The following is a 24,531-nucleotide window of genomic DNA, read 5'->3' on the forward strand; positions in this document are numbered from 1 at the left end:
ACGAGGGCGCGATGGAGTTCACCGTGGAAAGCCTGGAGACGCCCGCGCTGACCAAGGCGCAACTGGCGGAACTCCTGTTCGAGCAGATCGGCCTGAACAAGCGCGAGTCCAAGGACATGATCGACGCCTTCTTCGACCTCATCGCCGGCAGCCTGGTCGAAGGCAAGGACGTCAAGATCTCGGGCTTCGGCAATTTCCAGATCCGCACCAAGGCGCCACGCCCCGGCCGGAATCCGCGCACCGGCGAGGCGATCCCGATCCAGGCGCGCCGCGTGGTCACCTTCCACGCGAGCCACAAGCTCAAGGAACAGATCCAGGGACACGGCAACGGCGAATCCGAGGTCTGACCTTCGCGCGTCGCATTTGTCCCCTGGCCTCTTTGCGCCTGCTGCGGTCTTAGAGTAACCTCGGAGCTTTCTCTCCTACGACATTGATTTCAGTGGAGAAAGCACTCCCTTCAATTCCGGCCAAGCGCTACTTCACGATCGGTGAGGTCAGCGACCTGTGCGGCGTCAAGCCGCACGTGCTGCGGTATTGGGAGCAGGAATTCACGCAGCTGCGCCCGATGAAGCGGCGCGGCAACCGCCGCTACTACCAGCACCACGAGGTGCTGATGATCCGGCGCATCCGCGACCTCCTGTACGACCAGGGGTTCACGATCAGCGGAGCGCGCAACAAGCTGCAGGAGCTGGTGCAGCTCGAGCGCGACAAGCGCAAGGCCGGGGAAGTGATGCTCGACGGCGTCGAAGTGATCGAAGTCGAGGACTCGACCCTCGAGGATTTCGACGACAGCGTCCCGCCGCCCGACGAGGCAAGCGCCGTCTCGGAGCAGTTGCTGCTGGTCCGGCGCGAACTGTTCGAGATTCGCGACCTGCTGTCGGCAAGTCACTGAGGCGCTCGCGCTATAATCGCGGGCTCGGCGTGTAGCGCAGCCTGGTAGCGCACTTGCATGGGGTGCAAGGGGTCGCGAGTTCGAATCCCGCCACGCCGACCAACAATCCGCTCGTAAGCAACAGCCGGCGCCCCGCAAGGGGCGCCGGCTTCTTTGTGCCCGCAGAGCTGGGACATACAATGGACTTCGCATGGCGACCGTTGTATTTGCTGACCTGGTGGGAAGCACCGGCATCTTCGAGCGGCTCGGCGACGAGACGGCAGGCCGGTTCGTCACCCAGCTGACGACGGCCATGTCACGCACCTTCGAGCAGCACAAGGGCCGCGTCGTCAAGCTTCTTGGCGACGGCCTGTTCGTCACGTTCCCGGTCGAAGGGGACGCCATCGACGCCTGCGTGGCGATCCAGAAGCGGCTGAAGGACACGCCGGTGTATCCCGGAGGCAACGGTGGCCCCGTGCAGATGCAGATGGGCGTCGAATCCGGCGAAGTCGTCGAAATCGAGGGCGACTGCTACGGCGATGCCGTCAATACGGCCGCCCGCCTGGCCGATCTCGCCGGAGCCGAGCAGATCCTCACCACGCAGCGCGTGTGCGACGCCGTCGATGCCAGGCAGCGGCAGCAGCTGCGCAGCATCGGCCCCATGTACCTGCGTGGGAAATCCGAGACGACCGACGTCTATCGGGTGCAATGGCAGCCCGAGCGTGACCTGGATGCGACGATGATGGGCGCTTCCATGTTCAAGCCGGCGCCGGAGGCGCACCTCCATCTCACTGCCGGCTCGCAGACCCTGCGCATGGGCCCGCAGGGCAAGCCCATCACGCTGGGCCGCGATGCCAAGACCTCGCTCACCCTCAAGGACTCGCGCGTCTCGCGCGTGCACGCCACCGTCGAATGGCGTGGGGGCCACTTCATCCTGAACGACCAGTCCAGCTTCGGCACGTGGGTCTACGTCGGGGGCCAGAGCGCCCCGATCGTGCTGCGCCGCACCGAGTGCTACCTGGTCGGCAAGGGCATCATCACCCTCGGCTGCGGCCGGGACGCCGACCGGCCGCCGCAGGTCGAATTCAACGTCTTGGCCTGAGCAGCGCCTTGCAGCAAGTGCATCAACGCAAACTGGGCCGCTACGAGCTGGTCCGCGTGCTCGGCAAGGGCGCGATGGGTGTCGTCTACGAAGCGCGCGATCCCAACCTGGACCGCCGCGTGGCCATCAAGACCATCATGGTCGACGACCTCGCGCCCGGCGCTGCCGCCGAATACGAGGAGCGGTTCCGCACCGAGGCGCGCTCCGCCGCGCGGCTGCAGCACCCCAACATCGTCACCGTCCACGACTCCGACCGCGACGGCAACACCGCTTTCCTGGTCATGGAGTTCGTCGAGGGCGACGATCTCAAGCGCCACCTGGATCGCGGCGACCGCCACGACGTGCAGCAGGCGCTGCGCCTGATCACCGACCTGCTCGCCGCGCTCGATTTCGCGCACCGCCAGGGGGTCGTGCACCGGGACGTCAAGCCGGCCAACCTGCTGATCGAACCCGGCGGCCGGCTCAAGCTCACCGACTTCGGGGTCGCACGCATCGCCGGCGAGGCCACGCGCACGCAGGGCAGCATGATCGGCACGCTGAAGTACATGGCGCCCGAGCAGGTGCAAGGCCAGAAGATCGACGCGCGCGCCGACCTGTTCTCAGCCGCCGTGGTAGCCTACCAGCTGGTCACCGGCCTGCGTCCGTTCGATGGGGACAATGACTTCTCCATCATCCAGCAGGTCATCGGCCACACGCCGCCGGCGCCCAGCGTGCTCAAGCCCGGACTGCCTGCCGCCGTCGACGCCGTGTTCGCACGCGCGCTGGCCAAGAACCGCAACGACCGCTACCAGACCGGTGGCGAGTTCTCCGAGGCGTTGCAGGCCGCGCTGGATGGCGTGGTGTTGCCCGTCGGCGGCACCACCGTTCCGGGCATGCACTCCATGCGGCGCAGTGACACCATGCCGCTGCCCGGTGCGGTCGGCATCGGCCAGGAACTCGAACTCGAATACTGGCGCGCCGTCCGCGACACCACCGACCTGCGCGAGCTCGAGGGCTTCCTCATCCGCTTTCCGAGCGGCATCTATGCCGACCTCGCGCGTCGCCGCCTGCAGCGCCTGATCGACGAGACCGACCCGGACCGGACGATGCTGCAAGGCCGCACCCGTCCGTTGGCCGCGTCGCCGGTCATCGACGATCCTGACGCCACCCGCACGGAGCCCGTGCACGTGGCCGTCAGCAGCCCGGCGCCGCTCGAGCCGACCGCGCGCCCGGCGACGACGGCTGACGCGATCCCGGTTCGGCGCGTGCGTCACGAGCCCGACGATGACGAAGGTGCCCGGCCCGCCCGCCGCAAGGGCAGGACCCCGTGGGCGCTGGGCGGTGTTGCTGTTGCCGTGGTCGTCGTTGCAGTGGCTGCAATCTGGGGCGCCATGCGGTCGAACGGCGGCCCGGTGGTGGGGACCACCCCGCCGGCTGCCAAGCTCGCGGACCGTCAATCGCCGCAAACGCCATCGCCAGCAACGGTGACGACCGCGGACCGCGCCGCGCCCGTCTCGACCGGCCCGGCATCGCAGGAAGGTGGCGGCGTGGGCACGGCGCGCACCGGTGAGGCTCGCACCGGCAAGGCTGCGAGCGCATCCCGCAGTGCCAACGCGGCTGCGCGCAACCGTCCTGCCTCGCCGGCTGCTCCTGCAGGGCACTCCGCGGTCGTGGCCCAGGCGTCCGATGGGGGCGAGGAACACGCAGTGGGTGGCTTGGTACCACCTGCGGTGACCTGCAAGGACAAGATGTTCCTGGCCAAGCAGTACTGCGTGTACTCCGAGTGCCAGAAGCCCGGCTACGCCAATTTCCCCACGTGCGTGCGCCTGCGCGAGGACGCCAAGCTGCGCGACGCCGGCAAGTACGGCAACTGATACGGCCCCGGGGGGCGTCCCTCAGGTCACGTGCAGGTTGTGCACGCCGAAGCTGCCACGGCGCCGATCGTCGAAGTACCGCAGCAGCGTCTCGCGCACGGTCTTGAACGCGATCTCCTCCCAGGGAATCTCGTGCTCGCCGAACAGCCGTGCCTCCAGCGTTTCGTGTCCCGGTTCGAACCGGTCGCTCAGCAGCCGTGCCAGGTAGAACAGGTGCACCTGGCCCACGCGCGGGACGCTGATCACGCTCAGCAGGTCACCCATCTCCACTTGCGCGCCGGCTTCCTCGTCGGTCTCGCGCGCGGCGCCCTCGAGGGTGGTCTCGCCCAGCTCCATGAACCCGACCGGAAGCGTCCACTTGCCCCAGCGCGGCTCGATGTTCCGCTTGCACAGCAGCACCTTCTCGCCCCAGTAGGGCACGGTGCCGACGACGTTCAGGGGGTTCTCGTAATGGATCGTGCCGCACGCGGGGCACACGGCGCGCTCGCGCGTGTCGCCATCGTCGGGGACGCGGTAGACCACGCCCTGTCCGCAGTTGCGGCAATGCTTGATCGGGGTGCGAAAGGGCATGCGCCGAGTGTAAGGAACAAGGGCTCCCGGTCAGGGAGCCCTCGTGCATGGAACGCGGCCGTGCGGCCGCAGGTTCAGGCGCTCAGCCGATGCGCACGCGCAGCTCGGGCAAGCCCGTGACGCCGCCCGTCAGCGTGTCGCCCTTGACCACGGCGGCCACGCCTTCGGGCGTGCCGGTGAAGATCAGGTCGCCGGGTGCCAGTTCCCAGGCGGCGGAGAGGTGCTCGATGATCTCGCCGAGGTTCCAGATCAACTTGGTCACCGAGCTGCGCTGGCGATCCTTGCCGTTCACCTGCAGCCAGATCTCGGCGTTCTCGATGTCGCCTGCCTGCGCGACCGGCGTGACCGGACCAGTGGGGGCGGACTGCTCGAACGACTTGCCGATCTCCCAGGGGCGGCCCTGCTTCTTCATCTCGCCCTGCAGGTCGCGGCGCGTCATGTCCAGGCCCACGGCGTAGCCCCAGATGTGCTTGCGCGCGTCGGCGGCCTTGATGTTCTTGCCGCCGGTGCCGATGCAGGCGACCAGCTCGATCTCGTGGTGCAGGTCCTTGGTGAGGCTCGGGTACGCGATGGTGCCCGTCTCGCCCGCGGGCACTGCGACGACCGTGTCGGACCGGCTTGAAGAAGAAGAAGGGCGGCTCGCGGCCGGTGAAGCCCATCTCCTTGGCGTGTTCGACGTAGTTGCGGCCGACGCAGATGACGCGGCGCACCGGGAAGCGCTCGCCGCGACCGACGACGGGCAGCGAAGCCTGCGCGGGCGGGGTGATGACGAAACTCATGACAACCTTTCTTCCTTGTGGATGGACAGCGCCGCCTGCACGGGCCGGTCGGAGTAGCTGAAGAGGACGCAACCGGACCGTGAGCGGAGGCGGGCAGTGTGCCACGAGGGCACGACGAAATGATCGCGCGGGGCGAGCTCGAAGCTCCAGCGCTTGTCGCCCCACTCGATGTCGACCGTGCCGGTGCCCTCGACCACGCTATACACCGCGCCATCGGTCTGCCGCCAGCCTTGCCCCTGGAAGCCGGCCGGCAGCTTCTGCATGAACGTCGCCATGGTCGGCATCGGGTAGCCGCCGGTGAGCGGGTTCACGTAGCGCAGCTTCACGCCGTCCCAGGGATCGATGGGCGCATTGCGTTCCAGCCGGTGCAGGGCTTCGAGGCTGCGCTCGTAGGGATAGCTGAAGATCGGCGACGTCGCCCCGAACGGCGACTCGTGACGCACGGGCACCATGTTGTGGCCGAAGCGGGCGAGGCTCGTGCCCTCCGCACGCGTGACCTCCTGCGAGCGCGCCGTGCCGTTCTCGGCGAAGCCGGCATCGAAGAAGCGGATCATCGGGATGTCCAGCCCGTCCAGCCACACCACGGGACCATCGGCGTCGCTGCCATGGTCGTGGAAGGTCCACGAGGGCGTGATGATGAAGTCGCCCGGCCGCATGGTCGTGCGCTCGCCATCGACGGAGGTGTAGGCCCCCGAGCCTTCGACGATGAAGCGCAGCGCGCTCTGCGTGTGCCGGTGGGCCGGCGCCACTTCGCCGGGCAGGATCAGCTGCAGCCCCGCGTACAGCGACTGCGTGACGGCCGACTGGCCACGCAGGCCCGGGTTCTCCAGGATCAGCACGCGGCGCACCGCTTCTTCCGCAGTGATCGCCTGGCCGGCCCGCATCAGGAAGGGCCGCACCTGCTCGTAGCGCCAGTGCGCGGGCACGCAGGGCGTGGCCGGGCGTTGTGGCACCAGCGCATGCAGTACCTCCCACAGCGGGGTGAGGTTGTGCGGGTCCATGTCCCGGTACAGCTGCTGGCGCGCATGCAACGTGGCGTCAGGCGCATTCATGGCAACTCTCCTTCTTGCAATCAGTCGTCGCGGCCGAGGAAGGCGCCCTGCGACTCCAGGCGGGCCTGCAGGATCGCGGTGTCGACTTCGGCCGCCGTGCGGCCGCCAGCGAGCGCCAAGTCGGCCGCAGTGCCGGCCGCCTGGCCCATCACGAAGCAGATCCCCGTCACGCGCGCCGCCGACTGGGCTTCGTGCGACATCGAGGCGCAGCGCCCGGCCACCCACAGATTGTCCGCGCCCTCTGGCACGACCATCCGGTAGGGCAGGTGGTTGAAGCCTCGGCTTTCCGGGATCTTGGGCCAGCGGAACTCGACGTCGCCCTTCATGTGCAGCTCGAGCGGCCAGCCGTTGACGCCGATGGTGTCGTCGAAGCTGGCGCAGTCCAGCACGTCGGACTCGGTCAAGCGATAGAGCCCGCGCACCCGGCGCGTCTCGCGGATGCCCACCTGCGGCGCGATGTCGACGATGTACGAGCGCTCGAAGCCGGGCACCTCACGCAGGAAGCCAGCCACCTCGGCGATCTGCCGGCGACCCAGCACCTCGGCCTGCGTGAGTTCGTCGGCGTCGGTGCCGTCCATGGCATTGCCTTGCGCATTGGCCAGCTGGGTGAGGTTGACGCGCCACTCGATGCCGCTCTTCTGCGGTCGCACGATCGGCGTCTTGCGCGGGAAGCGATACCGATGCTCGGACTCGGCCTTCAGCATCAGGCCGGGGATCACTTCCCATGCCTTGCCGGCGCGCCCGGGATCGATGCCATTGAGGCGGAACATGGTCGAGGGGTAGAGCATGTTGCCGTTGCCATCGCCCTTGTCGAACGGAACGCCGGCCCATGCGGCGAGGTCACCGTCGCCGGAGGCATCGATGAAGCAGCGGCCCACGATGGCGCGGCGTCCGGACTTGGTTTCCACCAGCAGCGCCTTCAGCCGCCGCGGCGAATCCATGATCACGCCGGCACCGAGCGCATGGAACAGCAGGTGCACGCCGGCACTGGCCATCAGGTCGTCGGCAGCGATCTTGTAGGCCGCCGTGTCATAGGCCTGCGCCACCGTCTTGCCGAACAGCGCGTGCGGCGCATTGAGGCCGCCGAGGCGATCGATGCGTTCCAGCAGGTCGCTGGCCACGCCGTGCACGACGCGGCGGATGTCCCCGTGCACATTGGCATGCAGGCCGCAGAAGTTGGTGACGCCCGCCGCCGTGCCCATGCCACCCAGGAAGCCATAGCGCTCGACGAGCAGGGTGGAGCGGCCCGCGCGAGCGGCTGCCACTGCGGCGGCCATCCCGGCGGAACCCGCCGAGCACGACCACGTCGTACTCGCCGTACACCTCGGTCTGTCGCGCCGGTTCGGTCAATGTCATTGGAACAAGTTCTCCGGATCGATGCCCTGGTACATCCAGTCCAGACCGGCGAAGCCGGCCGATTCCTGCCCACCCTGGAACATGCGGTTGCGCAGCTCGCGGGCGACGCCGCTCGCATGGTAGATGTCGCCGTAGAAGCGCGCCGTCAGCTGCACGCGGCCGGTGCGCAGGTAGCGCGCCTGCTGGTAAAGACGGAACGCCTGCGCGAACTCGCCGCCCGTGTGGCCGATCGCGGCGCCGAGCACCACCGCATCTTCGATCGCCTGGCCGGCGCCCTGCGCCAGGTACTGCAGCATCGGGTGCGCCGCATCGCCCAGCAGCGTGACCCGGTCCTGCGACCAGTTGGCCACCGGCTCGCGGTCGCACAGCACCCACATCTTCCAGGTCTCGATCTTGCCGAGCAGTTCGCGCACCTGCGGCACGGCGCGGGCAAAGCGGTCGTTCAGTTCGGCCGTGTCGCCGAACGTGTTCCAGCCCTCGTCGTACTTGTTGCTGTGGAAGACGGCGACCAGGTTGAACAGCTCCCCGCGGCGCAGCGGGTAGTGCACGAGGTGGGTCTTCTCGCCGCCCCAGAGCAGCACGTCGTCGCTCCACAGATGCGCGGGCACATCCTCGCGCCGCAGCACCGCGCGATACGCGATGTGGCCCGAGACGCGCGGCTTGCCATCGCCCACGATGGCTTCGCGCACCCGGCTCCAGAGGCCATCGGCGCCGACCAGCACCGCACCTTGCAGCTCCTCGCCCCCGGCCAGCCGCACGCGCACGCCGGCAGCGTCCTGAGAGAAACCTTCCACCTTGGCTGAGGTGCGCAGCGTCACGCCCGGCAGCGCCTTGCAGGCATCCAGCAGCACCTGGTGCAGGTCGGCACGGTAGATGACGCCGTATGGGAAGCCATAGGCCGCGATGGCGGCTTCGCCGAGCGGCACGCGCGCCACCTTCTCGCCGGTCCGCACGTCGTTCATGGCGAGGCCGGGCGGGAAGTACGCGACGGCCCGGATCGCCTGCGTGAGCCCGAGGTACTCGAACATCCGGAAGATGTTGGGGCCCAGCTGGATTCCGGCGCCGATCTCGCCGAACGCGGACGACTGTTCCAGCACCGTCACGGGCAGGCCCTGGCGGCCCAGCACGTAGGCGGCCGCCAGGCCGCCGATGCCGCCGCCGGCGACGAGCAGGGAAGGAGAGGACGTCATGCGGGCGGGGCGGTTGGGATCGAATTGCTAAGCATACATAGCAATTGCGGCCGGGGCAATCGGGCCCGTCCGCCTCAGTCGAGCGACTGGTCGAGGAAGATCTGCTTGTCCACCGCGGCCCAGACCACCCGGTAGTACTGGACCACCTGCTCCGGCTAGTACACCTTGTTGAAGCGGGGCGCCGGTTCAAGCATCGACGCGGACAACCATAGTCCCGCGTGGGGCACTGCGCAATCGGTCGTTGATCACACCGCTGGCTACACTCGTGAGCCATGCCCAAGAGCTTCGACTTCCAGCATGCGCCCGGCCACCTGATCCGGCGCGCGCACCAGGTGGCAGTCGCAGTCTTCATGGAAGAGACCGGCGAGCACGACGTCACGCCCGTGCAGTTCGCCATCCTGAACGCATTGATCGAGGACCCCGGCGAGGACCAGGTCACGCTGGCCGGCAAGGTGGCGTTCGATGCCGCCACCTTCGGTTCGGTGATCGGCCGCCTCGAGGCCAAGGGATGGGTCCGGCGGGAACCCGACGCGGCGGACCGGCGCCGCAAGCTCCTGTGGGTGACCGGCGACGGCGAGAAGGCCGCGGCCGCGATGAAGCGTGCGGTGACGCGGGCACAGCGGCGCATCCTTGGCCCGCTGCGGCCCGACGAGCAGGAGCAGCTCCTCCTGCTGCTCGGCAAGCTCGTGCGCGGCCACAACGGCAGCGCCTGAGCCGGACACGTCCTGCAACGAGCTGCGGCGGCTGCCGTCCGCGTGCGGCCCTCCTGACACGTTCAATCATCAGCAAACGCGAAAGGACAGCTCATGCGATTCACATCTTCCACTCCCCGCCGGCTTGCCCTGGGCCTCACCGCAGCTGCCGCGCTGCTGGCCAGCGGCTGTGCCGACATGCAGGCGCCGCAGATGAGCCCGACGGGCCGCAACACGGCGATCGGTGCAGGTGTCGGCGGCCTGGCCGGTGCGGCGATCGGCCACGACGCGAAAGGCGCCGCCATCGGCGCCGGCCTGGGTGCGCTGGGTGGCTACGTCTGGTCGCAGCACATGGAACAGAAGAAGCAGGCCATGCAACGGGCCACCGTCGGCACCGGCGTCGCGGTGACGCAGACCCCGGACAACCAGCTCAAGCTGAACATCCCCAGCGACATCTCGTTCGACACCGGCCGGGCCGACATCAAGCCGAACCTGCGGCCAATCCTCGACCAGTTCGCCACCGGCCTGTCGAGCCAGCCGAACACGGAGGTGCGCATCATCGGCCACACCGACAACACCGGCTCGGACGCCATCAACGACCCGCTGTCGCAGCGTCGCGCCGATGCCGCCCGCGACTACCTGGCTGCGCGTGGCGTCGACCCGCGCCGCATCGTGACCGCGGGCCGCGGCGAACACGAGCCGATCGCCGACAACAGCACGGATGCCGGCCGCGCGCGGAACCGGCGCGTCGAGATCTTCCTCGGCGAACGTGCGGACGTGGCCAGCAACAGCGCCCCCGCCGGCCCCGGCATCCCGGCGACGCCGGTGCGCTGACCGACCGAGGACGCTCACGCCGAGGAACGCGGTTTATCCTTGCGGCATGAAGCTGCACAACTACTTCCGCTCCTCGGCATCGTTCCGCGTCCGCATCGCGCTGGAGCTCAAGGGGCTGTCGTACGAGTACCTGCCGGTGCACCTGGTCAAGGGCGAACACACCCAGTCCGCCTATGCCCAGGTGTCACCCTCGATGCTGGTGCCGACGCTGGTCACCGACGAAGGCCAGGCACTCGGCCAGTCCATGGCCATCATCGAGTACCTCGACGAGACGCATCCGCAGCCGCCGCTGTTGCCGCGCGATGCCCTCGGCCGCGCGCAGGTGCGCGCGCTCGCGCAGCTGATCGCCTGCGAGATCCATCCGCTGAACAACCTGCGGGTGCTGAAGTACCTCGTGCGCACCTTGAAGGTGGACGAGGACGCGAAGACCGCCTGGTACCGGCACTGGGTGCGCGAAGGCCTGCTGGCGTTCGAACGTGAACTGGCGCGGCTGCCGCGCGGCACGTACTGCTACGGCGACACGCCGACGCTGGCCGACTGCTGCCTGGTGCCGCAGATCTTCAACGGCAAGCGTTTCGACGTCGACTTCTCCGGCCTGGACCGCACCATGGCCGCCTTCGATGCCTGCATGCGCCATCCGGCCTTCCAGAAGGCGCAGCCCTCCAGCTGTCCGGACAACGAAGCTTGACCGAGCGCTTTCCCGCGGACTGGCTCGTGCCCGGGTGGCCGGTGGGCGAGGGCGTGCATGCCGCGTGCTCGGTGCGCACGGGCGGCGTGTCGTCGGGCCCGCATGAGAGCCTGAACCTGGGAGACCACGTTCAGGACGACCCGGCCAGCGTGGCCGAGAACCGCCGACGTTTTGCGCAGGTGCTGCAGGCACGACCCGTGTTCCTGTCCCAGGTGCACGGGGCCGGCGTGGTGCGGCTCGACGGTTCCACGCGCGACGGCACCCAGGCCGATGCCTGCTGGACCACCGAGCGCGGCGTCGCCTGCACGATCATGGTGGCCGACTGCCTGCCGGTGCTGCTCGCGGATGCGAAGGGACAAGCCGTCGGCGCGGCGCATTGCGGCTGGCGCGGCCTCGCCGGCGGCGTCATCGAGGCACTGTGGTCCGCCATGCGTCCCCAGCTGGGCGCTGCAGCCCCGGACGTGCATGCCTGGCTCGGGCCGTGCATCGGCCCGGAAGCCTTCGAGGTCGGGCCCGAAGTGCGCGAGGCGTTCACCGCGCACGAAGCCGCGGCGGCTTCGTCGTTCCGTGCAACGAGGGGCGGCAAGTTCCTTGCCGACCTGCCAGCGCTGGCTCGGCAGCGGCTGCACGCACTCGGCATCGAGCGCATCAGCGGCAACGACGGCAGCGCCGAGTGGTGCACCGTCTCGAACCCATCAAGGTTCTTTTCGCATCGCCGCGACCGGCTCAGCGGCCGGTTCGCGGCCGCCTGCTGGCTCGGCTGAGCTTGCCGCGGCTGCGGCATTTTGGGCGTCGCGCTCGGCTTGTTCGCGCGCCTTGATCGCTCGCTTGCGCCCCGGCGTTCCCATGATGTACACCAGCAGTGCAATCGGGACGAGGCCATAGAGCGCGAAGGTGAACAGGGCGCCGAGCACGGTGCCGTTGCTGCTGGTGGCCTCGGCCACCGACATCATCAGCACCACGTAGAGCCACGCGACGACGACCAGGTACATGGGAATGGGCAGCAGGTTGGATTGCGGTGCAGCTGCGATACTGCAAAGCGGGTGCAGGACAAGAACGTCAGGAGACAAGCGCGATGCATTCTGAACCAGACTGGTCCGCCGCAACGCGGCAGTTCCAGCAGTCGCTCGGCGATAGCTGGGCCAAGGCGGTGCAGGCCGCCGGCATCGCGCCGGCGCTGCCTTCCGGTGCAGCGATCACGTTCTCGCCCGAGAAGCTGGCCGCGTTGCAGCAGGCTTACCTGAAGGAAGCCGCGGAGCTGTGGAACCACGGCCTGGCCGGCGTCGCCGCCGGGGACAAGCGGTTCGCGTCGGAGGCCTGGGGCACGAATCCCGTCGCTGCCTTTTCTGCGGCCACGTACCTGTTGAACGGCCGCACGCTGCTCGGCATGGTGGAAGCCGCCGAGACCGATCCCAAGACCAAGGCGCGGCTGCGCTTCGCCGTGGAGCAGTGGATGGCGGCCTCCGCGCCCAGCAACTTCCTGGCGCTCAATGCCGAGGCTCAGCGCAAGGCCGTGGAGACACGTGGCGAGAGCATCGCCAGGGGCATCCAGAACCTGCTGAACGACATGCAGCAGGGGCACGTGTCGATGACCGACGAGAGCCAGTTCGAGGTGGGCCGCAACGTCGCCACCACGGAAGGCGCGGTGGTCTACGAGAACGAGCTGATGCAGCTGATCGAATACAAGCCCACCACGGCCAAGGTGTACGAGCGGCCGTACCTCGTGGTGCCGCCTTGCATCAACAAGTTCTACATCCTCGACCTGCAGCCGGAGAACTCGCTGGTCAAGTTCCTCGTCGACCAGGGGCACCGCACCTTCGTGGTCAGCTGGCGCAACCCGGACGAGTCGATGCACGACAAGACCTGGGACGACTACGTCGCGCAAGGTCCGCTGGAGGCCATCGACGTGGTGCAGGACATCACGGGTGCCAGGCAGATCAACGCGCTGGGGTTCTGTGTCGGCGGCACCCTGCTCGGCACGGCGCTCGCGGTGCTCGCCGCGCGGGGCGAGAAGCCGGTGCAGTGCGCCACCTTCCTCACCACGCTGCTCGACTTCAGCGACACCGGCGTGCTGGACCTGTTCATCGACGAGAACTTCGTCAAGCTGCGCGAGATGCAGATGGGCGACCGCGGCCTGCTCAAGGGCCAGGAGCTTGCGTCGACCTTCAGCTTCCTGCGCCCGAACGACCTGGTGTGGAACTACGTCGTCGGCAACTACCTGAAGGGCGAGACGCCGCCGGCCTTCGACCTGCTGTACTGGAATAGCGATTCCACCAACCTGCCGGGCCCGATGTACGCCTGGTACCTGCGCAACACCTACCTCGAGAACAACCTGGTCAAGCCGGGCAAGGTCACCGTGTGCGGCGAGAAGATCGACCTGCGCAGCATCGACATGCCGGTGTACGTGTACGGCTCGCGCGAGGACCACATCGTTCCGATCGGCGCCGCGTATGCGAGCGTCAACCACCTGCCGGGCAAGCGGCGCTTCGTGATGGGTGCCTCGGGCCACATCGCCGGCGTGATCAATCCGCCGGTCAAGAAGAAGCGCTCGTACTGGACCAACGACAAGCTGCCCAAGCTCCATGCCGAATGGCTGCAGGGTGCGACCGAGCATCCGGGCAGCTGGTGGACCGACTGGGCCGACTGGCTGCGCCCGCAGGGCGGCAAGCAGGTGCCCGCGCCGAAGCGATTCGGCAAGGGCACCGCCTACAAACCCATCGAACCCGCGCCGGGCCGCTACGTGCGCGCCAAGTCGTGAAGGCCGGTAGTCCCGGTCTCCAGCCTTCAGCCTCCAGCCTCTAGCCCCTTCCCCAAAGGAGTCCCTATGGAAGACATCGTCATCGTTTCGGCCGTCCGCACCGGCGTCGGCAAGTTCGGCGGCTCGCTCGCCAAGATCCCGGCGCCGGAACTCGGCGCGATCGTGATCAAGGAGGCCCTGGCCCGTGCCAAGGTGGATCCGGCGCAGGTGGGCGAGGTCATCATGGGACAGGTGCTCGCCGCTGGCTCCGGCCAGAACCCGGCGCGCCAGGCGCTGCTGAAGGCGGGCCTGCCCAAGGAAGTTCCGGGCCTGACGATCAACGCCGTGTGCGGGTCGGGCTTGAAGGCGGTGATGCTCGCCGCGCAGGCCATCGCGTGGGGTGATTCGGACATCGTGGTGGCCGGTGGCCAGGAGAACATGAGCGCCGCGCCGCACGTGCTGATGAACTCGCGCGAGGGCCAGCGCATGGGCGACTGGAAGATGATCGACTCGATGATCGTCGACGGCCTCTGGGACGTCTACAACCAGTACCACATGGGGATCACGGCGGAGAACGTCGCCAGGCAGTACGGCATCGATCGCGCTGCGCAGGACGCGCTCGCGCTCGCCAGCCAGCAGAAGGCGGCCGCCGCGCAGGAAGCGGGCAAGTTCAAGGACGAGATCGTGCAGGTCACCATCCCGCAGAAGAAGGGTGATCCTGTCGTCTTCGCCGCCGACGAGTTCATCAACAAGAAGACCAGCGCCGAAGCCCTGGCGGGACTGCGCCCCGCGTTCGACAAGTCGGGTAGCGTCACGGCCGGCAATGCGTCCGGCATCAACGACGGCGCCGCCGCGGTGGTGGTCATGGGCGCGAAGAAGGCGGCCTCGCTGGGCCTGCGTCCGCTGGCACGCATCGCCGGCTTCGGTACCTCGGGGCTCGACCCGGCCACCATGGGCATGGGCCCGGTGCCGGCCTCGCGCAAGGCGCTGCAGCGCGCCGGCTGGAACGCGCAGGACGTGCAGCTGTTCGAGTTGAACGAAGCCTTCGCGGCGCAGGCGTGCGCGGTGAACAAGGAGCTGGGCATCGACCCCGCCAAGGTCAACGTCAACGGTGGCGCCATCGCCATCGGCCATCCCATCGGCGCGTCGGGATGCCGCATCCTGGTGACGCTGCTGCACGAGATGCAGCGGCGTGAAGCGCGCAAGGGCCTCGCGGCGCTGTGCATCGGCGGCGGCATGGGGGTTTCCCTCGCCGTCGAGAGGGCCTGATTGGCTAGAGTGGGTCGCACCCTGCGGGCCGCACCGGCCGCCGCAGTTGTCGCAAATTGCAAGGAGAGAACATGGCTCAGAAGGTTGCGTACGTCACCGGCGGCATGGGCGGCATCGGCACCGCTATCTGCCATCGCTTGCACAAGGAAGGCTTCAAGGTCATCGCGGGCTGCGGGCCCACGCGCGACTACGCCAAGTGGCTGGACGAACAGAAGGCCAAGGGCTTCACGTTCTACGCCTCGGTCGGCAACGTGGGCGACTGGAATTCGACGGTCGAGGCGTTCAGCAAGGCCAAGGCTGACCACGGCCCGATCGACGTGCTGGTGAACAACGCGGGCATCACCCGCGACCGCATGTTCCTCAAGATGACGCGCGAGGACTGGGACGCGGTGATCGAGACCAACCTCAACTCCATGTTCAACGTCACCAAGCAGGTGGTGGGCGACATGGTCGAGAGGGGCTGGGGGCGGATCATCAACATCTCGTCGGTCAACGGCGAGAAGGGCCAGGCCGGCCAGACCAACTACTCCGCGGCCAAGGCGGGCATGCACGGCTTCACGATGGCGCTCGCGCAGGAGCTCGCGAGCCGCGGCGTCACCGTGAACACCGTGAGCCCGGGCTACGTGGGCACCGACATGGTCAGGGCGATCCGGCAGGACGTGCTGGACAAGATCGTGGCCACCATCCCCGTCAAGCGACTGGGCCTGCCCGACGAGATCGCATCGATCATCGCGTGGATCGCGTCCGACGAGAGCGGCTATTCCACGGGCGCCGACTTCTCCGTCAACGGCGGCATGCACATGGGCTGAGGGCTTCGCAACGGTTTCCGCGGACCGGGAATTCCGGTTCAGGATGTCACAAACGTCACATGAATGAAGCCCGCCCCGGCGGGCTTCGTGCATTGTGGCGCCCTGTCGCCAACCCAGCCGGTGATGCAGTGCGCCTGCCGAAGCGCATGCACCGGCCGACCCTCCGTGACCTCAACAAGAAGAATCCTGATCGTCGAGGACGACTCGCGTGCCGCCGCGCTGCTGTCCGACTTCCTGCACTCGCAGGGCTATGCCACTTCCGTCGTGATGAACGGCCTGCATGTGGAGCCGGAGGTGCGCCGCGCCGAACCCGCGCTGGTGCTGCTGGACGTGGGCCTTCCGGGCCTGGACGGCCTCGAGGTGTGCCACCAGCTGCGCCGCTTTTCCTCCGTGCCGATCATCATGGTGAGCGGACGCGTGGAGGAGATCGACCGTACGCTGGGCCTGGAGGTCGGCGCCGACGACTACGTGTGCAAGCCGTTCAGCCCACGCGAGATCGCCGCGCGCATCAAGGCGCTGCTGCGGCGCGCCGAGGGACGCCTGGCCGGTGCCACGGTGCTGCATGGCTTCCGCATCGACGAGGGCAGCCGGCGCATCGCGTGTGACGAGCAGTGGCTGCCGCTCACGCCGCAGGAGTACAGGCTGCTGCGGCGGCTGCTCTCGCGCCCGGGCCATGTGTTCTCGCGCGAGGACCTGGCCGACGCGAGCGACGTCAGTCCGAACGCCAGCTTCCGCGCCGTCGACAGCCACGTGAAGAACCTGCGCCGCAAGATCGAGGCCGTGCGCCCGGACGGCTGCGGCATCGTTTCCGTCTACGGGGCGGGGTACCGCTTCGAGCCTTTGCAGATGGAGGCAAGCGCGACCGCAGGGTGAGCCAGTCGTCCGGAGTTCCTCCGCAATCCATCCACAGTCGGTTCCAAGAATGGCCGACTTCGTTCACTGGAGGATTCGACGGATGATGCTCAAGCTTGCGGCGCACGCGCGCCATCTGCCCGTGGTCATCGCCACGCTCGCCCTCGTGGCATGCGGAGGTGGCGGTGGCGGCGGAGCGGGCACCACGGCGAGCGCCCCCGCCGCGACGACGGCTGCCCCCGCACTGGCGTCCGGGTCCAGCCTGGTGCTCTCCGCCCAGTCGACATCGGTGCTGCGCCTCGATGGCCAGCAGCTTCCCGACTACACCCCGCAACTGCCGGCGCACTTCGCAGGCGTGCAGGCGCAGGACAACACGCCGGCAGGAACGGTCGCCTCGCCGGTGATGGCCACCCTGGGCCGCGTGCTGTTCCACGAGAAGGCGCTGAGCGTGAGCGGCCAGATGTCGTGCGCGTCCTGCCACCAGCAGGCCCAGGACCTGGCCGACACGAAGCGCTTCTCGACCGGCTTCGACGGCACCCTGGGGTCCGCGCACGCCATGCGGCTGGCCAACGTGCGCTACTACCAGCCGGGCACGATGTTCTGGGACAAGCGCGCTGCCTCGCTGGAGGCGCAGTCGACAGGGCCCGTGCAGAACCCGGTCGAGATGGGCTTCGACGCCGCACATGGGGGCATCGCCGCCGCGGTGCAGAAGCTGCAGCAGCTGCCCTACTACAACGACCTGTTCAGGGCGGCCTACGGCGACACGGCGATCAACGAGCAGCGCATCCAGGGCGCGCTGGCGCAATTCCTTCGCGGCATGGTGTCCACGCACAGCCGGTGGGACGACGGTGCGGCGCAGGTGTTCGACGCGACGCTGGCGGACAAGGGCTTCAACAAGCCGTTCCCCAATTTCACGGAGCAGGAGAACCGCGGCAAGGACCTGTTCATGGCGGCGCGCGCCAACGGCGGCCAGAACTGCGCGGCCTGCCACGCGCCGCCCACCTTCGCGCTCACCAACTCCGGCAACAACGGCCTTGACGCCGGCGAGACGCGCCGCCTGAAGTCACCGTCGCTGAAGAACGTGGCGCGCTCTGCCGCCTTCATGCACGACGGCCGCTTCTCGACGCTGGAGCAGGTCATCGAGCACTACAGCACCGGCGTGCAGGACGGCCCGGGCCTCGATGGCCGCCTCAAGGGACCTGACGGCAAGCCGCTGCGGCCCAACCTGCCGCAGGCCGACAAGGACGCGCTGGTGGCCTTCCTGCGCACGCTGGACGACCCGGTGCTCGCAGCCGACCCGCGCTTCAGCGATCCTTTCCGCGCCGATGCGGACACGGCCGTGACTCCGCAATAGCCCAGCGCTAGGCAAGGTCCTCGATCACGAGCATGCGGTACTTCTGCGCGTGCGACACGGGATGGCCCTGGAGGGCCCGCATGACGCGTTCGCTGTCTTCGTTCTCCGGTGCGCGCACCAGCAGCGCGTAGTGGCCCTGGGAGGCGTACTGGGCGAACCGTCGCACGGTGTCGGCCTCGGTCCCCGCCGATGGCAGCGGCACGTCCGCATTGCCGACCGTGCGCACGAGCTGGCTCATCATCACTTCCGGCGTGATCAGCATGATGTCGTCGTCGTCCAGCCCGGCGTCCACCAGGGCCGCCCGGCGGCATCCGCTGCGCCCGCGTCGGGCAGCATCAGGAGGATGTGTCCGGTCGGATAGAACTTGCCGGTCATGGTCGTCATGTCGCGGCTCAGTTCGAAGGTCCTCATGCGGTTCTCCGTTGCATGTCGTTCCTGCCATTGCAGCGCAGGAGCCGCGGGCCTGGTGTCGGCAGGGGAGGCCGCGGGCTGTAGGAAGTGCCCTCAGCAACGCCGCGTACGATCACGTCCGTGACTTCCCTGCCTTCTGCCGATCGCTGGCGCCTGTCCGTGGCGCCGATGCTGGACTGGACCGACCGCCACTGCCGCCACTTCCATCGCCTGCTGAGCCGCCGTGCGCTGCTCTACACCGAGATGATCACCACCGGCGCGCTGCTGCACGGCGACGTGCCGCGGCACCTGGACTACGGGGGCGACGAGCATCCCGTGGCGCTGCAGCTGGGCGGCAGCGAGCCGGAGGATCTCGCGCACTGCGCCAGGCTGGGCGAGCAGTGGGGTTACGACGAGATCAACCTCAACTGCGGCTGCCCCAGCGAGCGCGTGCAGCGCGGCAGCTTCGGTGCCTGCCTGATGGCCGAGCCAGCCCTCGTGGCGGACTGCGTGAAGGCGATGGTGGACGTGGTGGATGTGCCCGTCACGGTCAAGCACCGCATCGGCATCGACAAGGAGGAGAGCTACGACTTCGTGCGCGACTTCGTCGGCGCGGTGGCGGAGGTCGGCTGCCGCGTGTTCCTGGTGCATGCCCGCAATGCCTGGCTGAAGGGCCTGTCGCCCAAGGAGAACCGCGAGGTGCCGCCGCTCAGGTACGAGACCGTGCGTCGCCTCAAGCGCGAGTTCCCGCAGCTGCTGATCGTGGTGAACGGCGGCATCACGACCACCGGGCAGGTGCAGCGCGAGCTGGAGGTCCTGGACGGCGCCATGATCGGTCGCGAGGCGTACCACAACCCCTGGTGGCTCGCGTCCTGGGACAGCACGTTCTACGGCGACCCGGAAGGCACGCTCACACGCGACGAGGTGGAGGCCGCGATGGTCGACTACATGGTGGCGCAGGCGAGCGCCCACGGCACCCCCTGGCAGAACATTGCGCGCCACATGCTCGGCTTGCGGCACGGATTGCCCGGTGCCCGCCGCTGGCGCCAGGTCTGGAGCGACCACCGCCTGAAGGGCCACGATCCGCGCGAGGTGATGCGGCTGGCGCACCAGCCGCCCCTGGCGCGGGCCGCCTGAGCACGGCGCGGCCAGTCTCCAGGCCCGGCCAGATGCTTTAAACTTCAATTATCGAGGCCTGGAGCACCCATGAAGATCGTCTGCATCGGCGGCGGCCCGGCCGGCCTGTACTTCGCGCTGCTGATGAAGCAGCAGGATGCTCGGCACGACATCACGGTGGTCGAGCGCAACAAGCCGTACGACACCTTCGGCTGGGGCGTGGTGTTTTCCGACCAGACACTGGGGAACCTGCAGGCGGCCGACCCGCAGACCGCGGGCGAGATCCTCGACGCCTTCAACCACTGGGACGACATCGAGGTGCACATCCGCTGCACGACGGTGCGCTCGGGCGGCCACGGCTTCTGCGGCATCGGGCGCAAGCGATTGCTGAACATCCTGCAGGCGCGCTGCGAGTCTCTGGGCGTGAAGCTGGTGTTCGACACCGACGTGCAGGATGAATCGAGGTTCGCCGATGCCGACCTGGTGATCGCCAGCGATGGCCTCAACAGCCGCATCCGCACGAAGTACGCGGCGACCTACCAGCCCGACATCGACCTGCGCCAGTGCCGCTTCGTCTGGCTGGGCACGCACAAGCGGTTCGAGGCCTTCACCTTCGCGTTCGAGGAGACCGAACACGGCTGGTTCCAGGCCCATGCCTACCAGTTCGATGGCGACACCTCCACCTTCATCGTCGAGACGCCGGAGGCCGTGTGGCGCAAGGCCGGCCTGGAGGAGATGGACAAGGAGGCCTCGATCGCGTTCTGCGAGCGGTTGTTCGCGAAGTACCTCGACGGCCATCCGCTGATGTCCAACGCGTCGCACCTGCGCGGCTCGGCCCAGTGGATCCGCTTCCCGCGCGTGGTCTGCAGGACCTGGGTGCACCACAACGGCCGCCAGCCGGTGGTGCTGATGGGTGATGCGGCGCACACGGCGCATTTCTCGGTTGGATCGGGAACGAAGCTCGCACTGGAAGATGCGATCGAGCTTGCCCGCTGCATCGGGCGCAGCGGCAATGACCTGGCGCGCGCGCTGGCGGACTACGAGGCCGTGCGCAGCGTGGAGGTGCTGAAGATCCAGAACGCCGCGCGCAACTCCACCGAGTGGTTCGAGAACGTCGCGCGCTACGTCAACCTGCCGGCGCCGCAATTCGCGTATTCGCTGCTCACGCGCAGCCAGCGCATCAGCCACGAGAACCTGCGGCTGCGCGACCGGCAGTACGTCGAGCAGTACGAGGACTGGATCGCCGCCGCAGCGGGCGTGCAGCGCGCGCCCACCGGGCAGCCGGTGCCCCCGATGTTCACACCGTTCACGCTGCGCGGCACCACGCTGAAGAACCGCGTGGTGGTCTCGCCGATGGCGCAGTACTCGTGCGACGACGGCGTGCCGGGCGACTACCACCTGGTGCACCTCGGCGCGCGGGCGATGGGTGGCGCCGGCATGGTGGTCGCCGAGATGACCTGCACGTCACCCGATGCGCGCATCACGCCCGGCTGCCCCGGCCTGTGGAACGACCAGCAGCAGGCCGCGTGGACCCGCATCGTGGACTTCGTGCACCGCTCCACCGACGCGAAGATCGCGATGCAGCTGGGCCACGCAGGCCCCAAGGGCTCGACGCGCGTGCCCTGGGAAGGCGAGGACCAGCCACTGGCCCAGGGCAACTGGCCGCTGCTGTCCGCCTCTCCGCAGCAGTACATCGACGGCGTCAGCGACTGGTCGCGCGCGATGACGCGCGACGACATGGACCGGGTCCTCGACGCGTTCGTGCGCAGCACCCGGCGCGCCGCGTCGGCAGGCTTCGACTGGCTGGAGCTGCACTGTGCGCATGGCTACCTGCTCTCCAGCTTCATCTCGCCGCTGACCAACCTGCGCACCGATGACTATGGCGGGACGCTGGAGAACCGGCTGCGCTATCCGCTCGAAGTGTTCCGCGCCATGCGCGAGGCGTGGCCGCAGCACCTGCCGATGTCGGTGCGCATCTCGGCGCACGACTGGGTGGAAGGCGGCATCACGCCGGACGACGCGGTGGAGATCGCGCGGGCCTTCAAGGCCGCCGGCTGCGACCTGGTCGACTGCTCGTCGGGCCAGGTGAGCCGCAAGCAGAAGCCGGTGTATGGCCGCATGTACCAGACGCCGTTCGCCGATCGCGTGCGCAACGAAGCCGGCATCGCCACGATGGCCGTGGGCGCCATCACCGACGCCGACCAGGTCAACAGCATCATCGCTGCCGGTCGCGCGGACCTGTGCGCCATCGCGCGGCCGCACCTGGCCAATCCGGCATGGACGCTGAACGAGGCCGCGAAGATCGGCTACGGCGGCGCGCGCTGGCCCGTGCAGTACCTCTCGGGCAAGAGCCAGCTGGAACGCAACCTCGAGCGCGAGAAGGCGATGGCGGCGCAGTCCGCCGGCCTGTCGCCGCTGGAGCAGGCCAACCGCGCCCAGGGCGTGTGAGAACAGGAGACGAGATGAACGATGACAGCACCCGCGTCGATCCCGCGCTGGCCGCGGGTAACCGCAAGCCGCTGGCGGGCTACCAGGCGCGGCACTTCGGCTGGTCGCTCGAGGGCAAGGTGGCCACGGTCACCCTGAACCGGCCCGAGCGCAAGAACCCGCTCACGTTCGACTCCTACGCCGAGCTGCGCGACCTGTTCGGGCAGCTGCGCTACGCGACCGATGTCCACGCCGTCGTGGTGACCGGTGCCGGCGGCAACTTCTGCTCGGGTGGCGACGTGCACGAAATCATCGGTCCGCTGGTGAAACTCGAGGCGCCCGAGCTGCTGATGTTCACGCGCATGACGGGCGACCTGGTGAAGGCGATGCGGGCCTGTCCGCAACCGATCGTGGCGGCGGTCGATGGCGTCTGCGCCGGCGCCGGCGCCATCGTGGCCATGGCCTCGGATCTGCGCCTGGGCACCGCGCGCAGCAAGACTGCGTTCCTGTTCAACCGCGTCGGCCTGGCCGGCTGCGACATGGGGGCATGCGCCATCCTGCCGCGGCTGATCGGGCAGGGGCGCGCGAGCGAGCTGCTGTACACCGGCCGCTCCATGACCGGCGAGGAGGGCGAGCGGTGGGGGTTCTTCAACCGGCTGTGCGATCCCGATGCCGTGCTGGGTGAGGCACGCAAGCTGGCCGCCGACATCGCGAGCGGCCCGACCTTCGCCAATGGAATCACCAAGACCATGCTCCACCAGGAATGGGCGATGACGCTGGAGCAGGCCATCGAAGCAGAGGCGCAGGCACAGGCGATCTGCATGATGACCGAGGACTTCACGCGGGCGTACAAGGCTTTCGTCGGGAAGAGCAAGCCGGTGTTCGAGGGGAACTGAGCATGGATGGCCAAGGGATCCGTCATTCCCGCGAAGGCGGGAATCCAACGCGTCCGCTTCCAGCGAACGTCGTGAGGGAAGCCTTGGGTTCCCCCCTTCGCGGGGACGACATCCCTGTGGTTCAGCGTCGGGGCACCAGCCATGCCTGACCGTGCTTACCTCGACTGGCCGTTTCTCGAACCGCGCCACAAGGAACTGGCACTCTCGTTCGACACCTGGGCCAGTGAACATGTTCCGCACACGCACGGCAAGGACGTCGACGGCGACTGCCGGGCGTTGGTGAAGTCCCTCGGCGCTGCAGGCTGGCTGCGCCACGCCGTTGGTGGCGAGCACGGCGCCGCGTCGGCCATCGACACCCGAGCCATCTGCCTGATCCGCGAAACGCTGGCCCGCCACAGCGGGCTGGCGGATTTCGCGTTCGCCATGCAGGGCCTGGGGTCCGGCGCGATCAGCTTGCAAGGGACGCAAGCGCAGAAGGACCGCTACCTGCCGCGCGTCGCGCGCGGCGAAGCCATCGCGGCCTTCGCTCTGTCGGAACCCGACGCCGGCTCCGACGTCGCCGCGATGCAGTGTTCGGCGCGCGTCGAGGGCGACCACGCCGTGCTCGATGGCGAGAAGACCTGGATCTCCAATGGCGGCATCGCCGACTTCTACGTCGTGTTCGCCCGCACGGGCGAGGCGCCCGGTGCGCGTGGCATCTCGGCCTTCATCGTCGACGCCGGCACGCCGGGGTTCGAGATCGCCGAGCGCATCGAGGTGATCGCGCCCCATCCGCTGGCACGCCTGAAGTTCACCAATTGCCGCGTGCCGATGGGGAACCGTATCGGCGAGGCGGGCGAGGGCTTCAAGGTGGCGATGCGCACGCTGGACGTCTTTCGCACGTCGGTGGCCGCGGCGGCCCTGGGCTTCGCACGCCGCGCCCTCGACGAAGCGCTGCAGCGCGCCACCACCCGGCGCATGTTCAACCAGGTGCTGGCCGACTTCCAGCTCACCCAGGCCAGGCTGGCCCAGATGGCGACCACCGTGGATGGCGCCGCGCTGCTGGTCTACCGCGCCGCGTGGCAGCGCGACCAGGGCCGTGGCGTCACGCGCGAGGCCGCGATGGCCAAGCTCAGCGCCACCGAAGGCGCGCAGCAGGTGATCGACGCCGCCGTGCAGATGTTCGGCGGGCTGGGCGTGGTGAGCGGCCAGCCTGTGGAGATGCTGTACCGCGACATCCGCGCGCTGCGGATCTACGAAGGCGCGAGCGAGGTCCAGCAGCTGATCATTGCCCGCGAACTGCTGAAGGACATGCGATGAACCAGGTGATCCTGCCGGAGGGCTGGCCGCGGCCGCGCGGGTATGCCAATGCCGTGGTGGCGCAAGGCCGCCTGTTGTCGATCGCGGGAATGATCGGCTGGGACGCCCAGCAGCAGTTCCACAGCGACGACTTCGGCGAGCAGGTCGCGCAGGCGCTGCGCAATGTCGCGGACGTGCTGCGGGCGGCCGGCGGAAAGCCGGAAAATATCGTCCGGATGACCTGGTACGTCACCGACAAGCGCGAGTATCTGGCGGCAGGCCGGCGCATCGGGGCGGCGTTCCGGGAACTGGTCGGCCATTACGACATCGCCATGACGGCGGTGGAGGTGAGGGCGCTGATCGAGGACCGGGCCAAGGTCGAGATCGAAGTCACTGCGGTCCTGCCGGACTGAATT

25 protein-coding genes, 1 tRNA gene and 1 pseudogene are annotated in these 24,531 nt (G+C 68.5%); 19 read left to right on the plus strand and 8 right to left on the minus strand.

All coding sequences use genetic code 11. From position 1 onward, the window contains the following. Positions 1-11 precede the first annotated feature (11 nt). The 5 genes from ACPWT1_RS14600 to ACPWT1_RS14620 all read left to right on the plus strand — a co-directional run bounded on the left by ACPWT1_RS14600 (position 12) and on the right by ACPWT1_RS14620 (position 3,826). The gene (locus ACPWT1_RS14600) at positions 12-347 is read left to right on the plus strand and encodes an integration host factor subunit alpha (protein WP_427915565.1); all 336 of its coding nucleotides are present in this window, start codon (positions 12-14) and stop codon (positions 345-347) included. A gap of 92 nt (positions 348-439) precedes the next feature. Further along, a complete protein-coding gene (locus tag ACPWT1_RS14605) occupies positions 440-892 on the plus strand; it encodes a MerR family transcriptional regulator (RefSeq protein WP_427911882.1) in 453 nt (150 codons plus the stop codon). Positions 893-917: 25 nt separating this feature from the next. Further along, positions 918-994 (plus strand) — tRNA-Pro (locus ACPWT1_RS14610). An 88-nt stretch (positions 995-1,082) separates the two neighbouring features. Next, entirely contained in the window at positions 1,083-1,973 is an 891-nt protein-coding gene (locus ACPWT1_RS14615; RefSeq protein WP_427911883.1) for an adenylate/guanylate cyclase domain-containing protein, read from the plus strand. 17 nt (positions 1,974-1,990) lie between these two features. Next, positions 1,991-3,826, plus strand: coding sequence for a protein kinase domain-containing protein (locus ACPWT1_RS14620; RefSeq protein WP_427915566.1), 1,836 nt, complete (start codon positions 1,991-1,993; stop codon positions 3,824-3,826). 21 nt (positions 3,827-3,847) lie between these two features. On the opposite strand, the gene ACPWT1_RS14625 is transcribed toward ACPWT1_RS14620, so the two are convergent. The 5 genes and pseudogenes from ACPWT1_RS14625 to ACPWT1_RS14645 form a co-directional block, all read right to left on the minus strand. Next, the gene (locus ACPWT1_RS14625) at positions 3,848-4,396 is read right to left on the minus strand and encodes an NUDIX hydrolase (RefSeq protein ID WP_427911884.1); all 549 of its coding nucleotides are present in this window, start codon (positions 4,394-4,396) and stop codon (positions 3,848-3,850) included. Positions 4,397-4,478: 82 nt separating this feature from the next. Further along, positions 4,479-5,175 (minus strand): annotated as a pseudogene (locus tag ACPWT1_RS14630) (fumarylacetoacetate hydrolase family protein). Then, a complete protein-coding gene (gtdA, locus tag ACPWT1_RS14635; RefSeq protein ID WP_427911885.1) occupies positions 5,172-6,227 on the minus strand; it encodes a gentisate 1,2-dioxygenase in 1,056 nt (351 codons plus the stop codon). Before gtdA ends, ACPWT1_RS14630 begins: the two are co-directional and overlap by 4 nt. Before the next feature lie 20 nt (positions 6,228-6,247). Next, positions 6,248-7,504, minus strand: a complete 1,257-nt coding sequence (locus ACPWT1_RS14640) for an FAD-dependent oxidoreductase (RefSeq protein WP_427911886.1) — start codon at positions 7,502-7,504, stop codon at positions 6,248-6,250. Positions 7,505-7,579: 75 nt separating this feature from the next. Continuing rightward, positions 7,580-8,773 carry a 3-hydroxybenzoate 6-monooxygenase gene (locus ACPWT1_RS14645; protein WP_427911887.1) on the minus strand — a complete coding sequence of 398 codons (1,194 nt, stop codon included), beginning with the start codon at positions 8,771-8,773 and terminating at the stop codon, positions 7,580-7,582. A gap of 272 nt (positions 8,774-9,045) precedes the next feature. Here ACPWT1_RS14645 and ACPWT1_RS14650 point away from each other — a divergent pair, with 272 nt between their 5' ends. The 4 genes from ACPWT1_RS14650 to pgeF all read left to right on the plus strand — a co-directional run bounded on the left by ACPWT1_RS14650 (position 9,046) and on the right by pgeF (position 11,751). Further along, the gene (locus ACPWT1_RS14650; RefSeq protein WP_427911888.1) at positions 9,046-9,486 is read left to right on the plus strand and encodes a MarR family winged helix-turn-helix transcriptional regulator; all 441 of its coding nucleotides are present in this window, start codon (positions 9,046-9,048) and stop codon (positions 9,484-9,486) included. A 93-nt stretch (positions 9,487-9,579) separates the two neighbouring features. After that, positions 9,580-10,299, plus strand: coding sequence for an OmpA family protein (locus ACPWT1_RS14655; protein ID WP_427911889.1), 720 nt, complete (start codon positions 9,580-9,582; stop codon positions 10,297-10,299). A 46-nt stretch (positions 10,300-10,345) separates the two neighbouring features. After that, positions 10,346-10,987, plus strand: coding sequence for a maleylacetoacetate isomerase (gene maiA, locus ACPWT1_RS14660; protein WP_427911890.1), 642 nt, complete (start codon positions 10,346-10,348; stop codon positions 10,985-10,987). Next, the gene (gene pgeF / locus ACPWT1_RS14665; RefSeq protein WP_427911891.1) at positions 10,984-11,751 is read left to right on the plus strand and encodes a peptidoglycan editing factor PgeF; all 768 of its coding nucleotides are present in this window, start codon (positions 10,984-10,986) and stop codon (positions 11,749-11,751) included. The genes maiA and pgeF overlap by 4 nt, the downstream gene beginning before the upstream one ends. On the opposite strand, the gene ACPWT1_RS14670 is transcribed toward pgeF, so the two are convergent. Next, on the minus strand, positions 11,683-11,979 hold the full coding sequence (locus ACPWT1_RS14670; RefSeq protein WP_427915567.1) for a hypothetical protein: 297 nt from the start codon (positions 11,977-11,979) through the stop codon (positions 11,683-11,685). The genes pgeF and ACPWT1_RS14670 overlap by 69 nt on opposite strands. Positions 11,980-12,062: 83 nt before the next feature. Between ACPWT1_RS14670 and ACPWT1_RS14675 the strand changes: the two genes are divergently transcribed. The 5 genes from ACPWT1_RS14675 to ACPWT1_RS14695 all read left to right on the plus strand — a co-directional run bounded on the left by ACPWT1_RS14675 (position 12,063) and on the right by ACPWT1_RS14695 (position 18,008). Next, entirely contained in the window at positions 12,063-13,745 is a 1,683-nt protein-coding gene (locus ACPWT1_RS14675) for a PHA/PHB synthase family protein (RefSeq protein WP_427911892.1), read from the plus strand. 66 nt (positions 13,746-13,811) lie between these two features. Continuing rightward, positions 13,812-14,993, plus strand: a complete 1,182-nt coding sequence (locus tag ACPWT1_RS14680) for an acetyl-CoA C-acetyltransferase (RefSeq protein WP_427911893.1) — start codon at positions 13,812-13,814, stop codon at positions 14,991-14,993. Between the two features lie 71 nt (positions 14,994-15,064). Continuing rightward, complete coding sequence (gene phbB / locus ACPWT1_RS14685) at positions 15,065-15,802, plus strand: acetoacetyl-CoA reductase (protein ID WP_427911894.1); 738 nt, start codon at positions 15,065-15,067, stop codon at positions 15,800-15,802. A gap of 165 nt (positions 15,803-15,967) precedes the next feature. Beyond that, positions 15,968-16,675 (plus strand): response regulator, encoded by a 708-nt coding sequence (locus ACPWT1_RS14690; protein WP_427911895.1) that lies wholly within the window; start codon positions 15,968-15,970, stop codon positions 16,673-16,675. An 82-nt stretch (positions 16,676-16,757) separates the two neighbouring features. Further along, complete coding sequence (locus ACPWT1_RS14695; protein WP_427911896.1) at positions 16,758-18,008, plus strand: cytochrome-c peroxidase; 1,251 nt, start codon at positions 16,758-16,760, stop codon at positions 18,006-18,008. A 7-nt stretch (positions 18,009-18,015) separates the two neighbouring features. Here the strand turns inward: ACPWT1_RS14695 and ACPWT1_RS14700 are convergent, their stop codons facing one another. Beyond that, positions 18,016-18,300, minus strand: a complete 285-nt coding sequence (locus ACPWT1_RS14700) for an RNA-binding protein (protein ID WP_427911897.1) — start codon at positions 18,298-18,300, stop codon at positions 18,016-18,018. Then, positions 18,264-18,419 carry a hypothetical protein gene (locus ACPWT1_RS14705; RefSeq protein WP_427911898.1) on the minus strand — a complete coding sequence of 52 codons (156 nt, stop codon included), beginning with the start codon at positions 18,417-18,419 and terminating at the stop codon, positions 18,264-18,266. Before ACPWT1_RS14705 ends, ACPWT1_RS14700 begins: the two co-directional genes overlap by 37 nt. Before the next feature lie 120 nt (positions 18,420-18,539). Between ACPWT1_RS14705 and dusA the strand changes: the two genes are divergently transcribed. The 5 genes from dusA to ACPWT1_RS14730 all read left to right on the plus strand — a co-directional run bounded on the left by dusA (position 18,540) and on the right by ACPWT1_RS14730 (position 24,528). Beyond that, positions 18,540-19,535 (plus strand): tRNA dihydrouridine(20/20a) synthase DusA, encoded by a 996-nt coding sequence (gene dusA, locus ACPWT1_RS14710; RefSeq protein ID WP_427911899.1) that lies wholly within the window; start codon positions 18,540-18,542, stop codon positions 19,533-19,535. Positions 19,536-19,604: 69 nt separating this feature from the next. Continuing rightward, positions 19,605-21,962 (plus strand): bifunctional salicylyl-CoA 5-hydroxylase/oxidoreductase, encoded by a 2,358-nt coding sequence (locus ACPWT1_RS14715; protein ID WP_427911900.1) that lies wholly within the window; start codon positions 19,605-19,607, stop codon positions 21,960-21,962. Positions 21,963-21,976: 14 nt separating this feature from the next. Beyond that, the gene (locus ACPWT1_RS14720; protein ID WP_427911901.1) at positions 21,977-22,837 is read left to right on the plus strand and encodes an enoyl-CoA hydratase family protein; all 861 of its coding nucleotides are present in this window, start codon (positions 21,977-21,979) and stop codon (positions 22,835-22,837) included. A gap of 141 nt (positions 22,838-22,978) precedes the next feature. After that, positions 22,979-24,136, plus strand: a complete 1,158-nt coding sequence (locus ACPWT1_RS14725) for an acyl-CoA dehydrogenase family protein (protein WP_427911902.1) — start codon at positions 22,979-22,981, stop codon at positions 24,134-24,136. Continuing rightward, the gene (locus ACPWT1_RS14730; protein ID WP_427911903.1) at positions 24,133-24,528 is read left to right on the plus strand and encodes a RidA family protein; all 396 of its coding nucleotides are present in this window, start codon (positions 24,133-24,135) and stop codon (positions 24,526-24,528) included. The genes ACPWT1_RS14725 and ACPWT1_RS14730 overlap by 4 nt, the downstream gene beginning before the upstream one ends. The last annotated feature ends 3 nt before the right edge of the window (positions 24,529-24,531 follow it).

Source organism: Ramlibacter sp. MMS24-I3-19, from assembly GCF_050320135.1.
In the GTDB taxonomy this organism is placed as follows: domain Bacteria; phylum Pseudomonadota; class Gammaproteobacteria; order Burkholderiales; family Burkholderiaceae_C; genus Ramlibacter.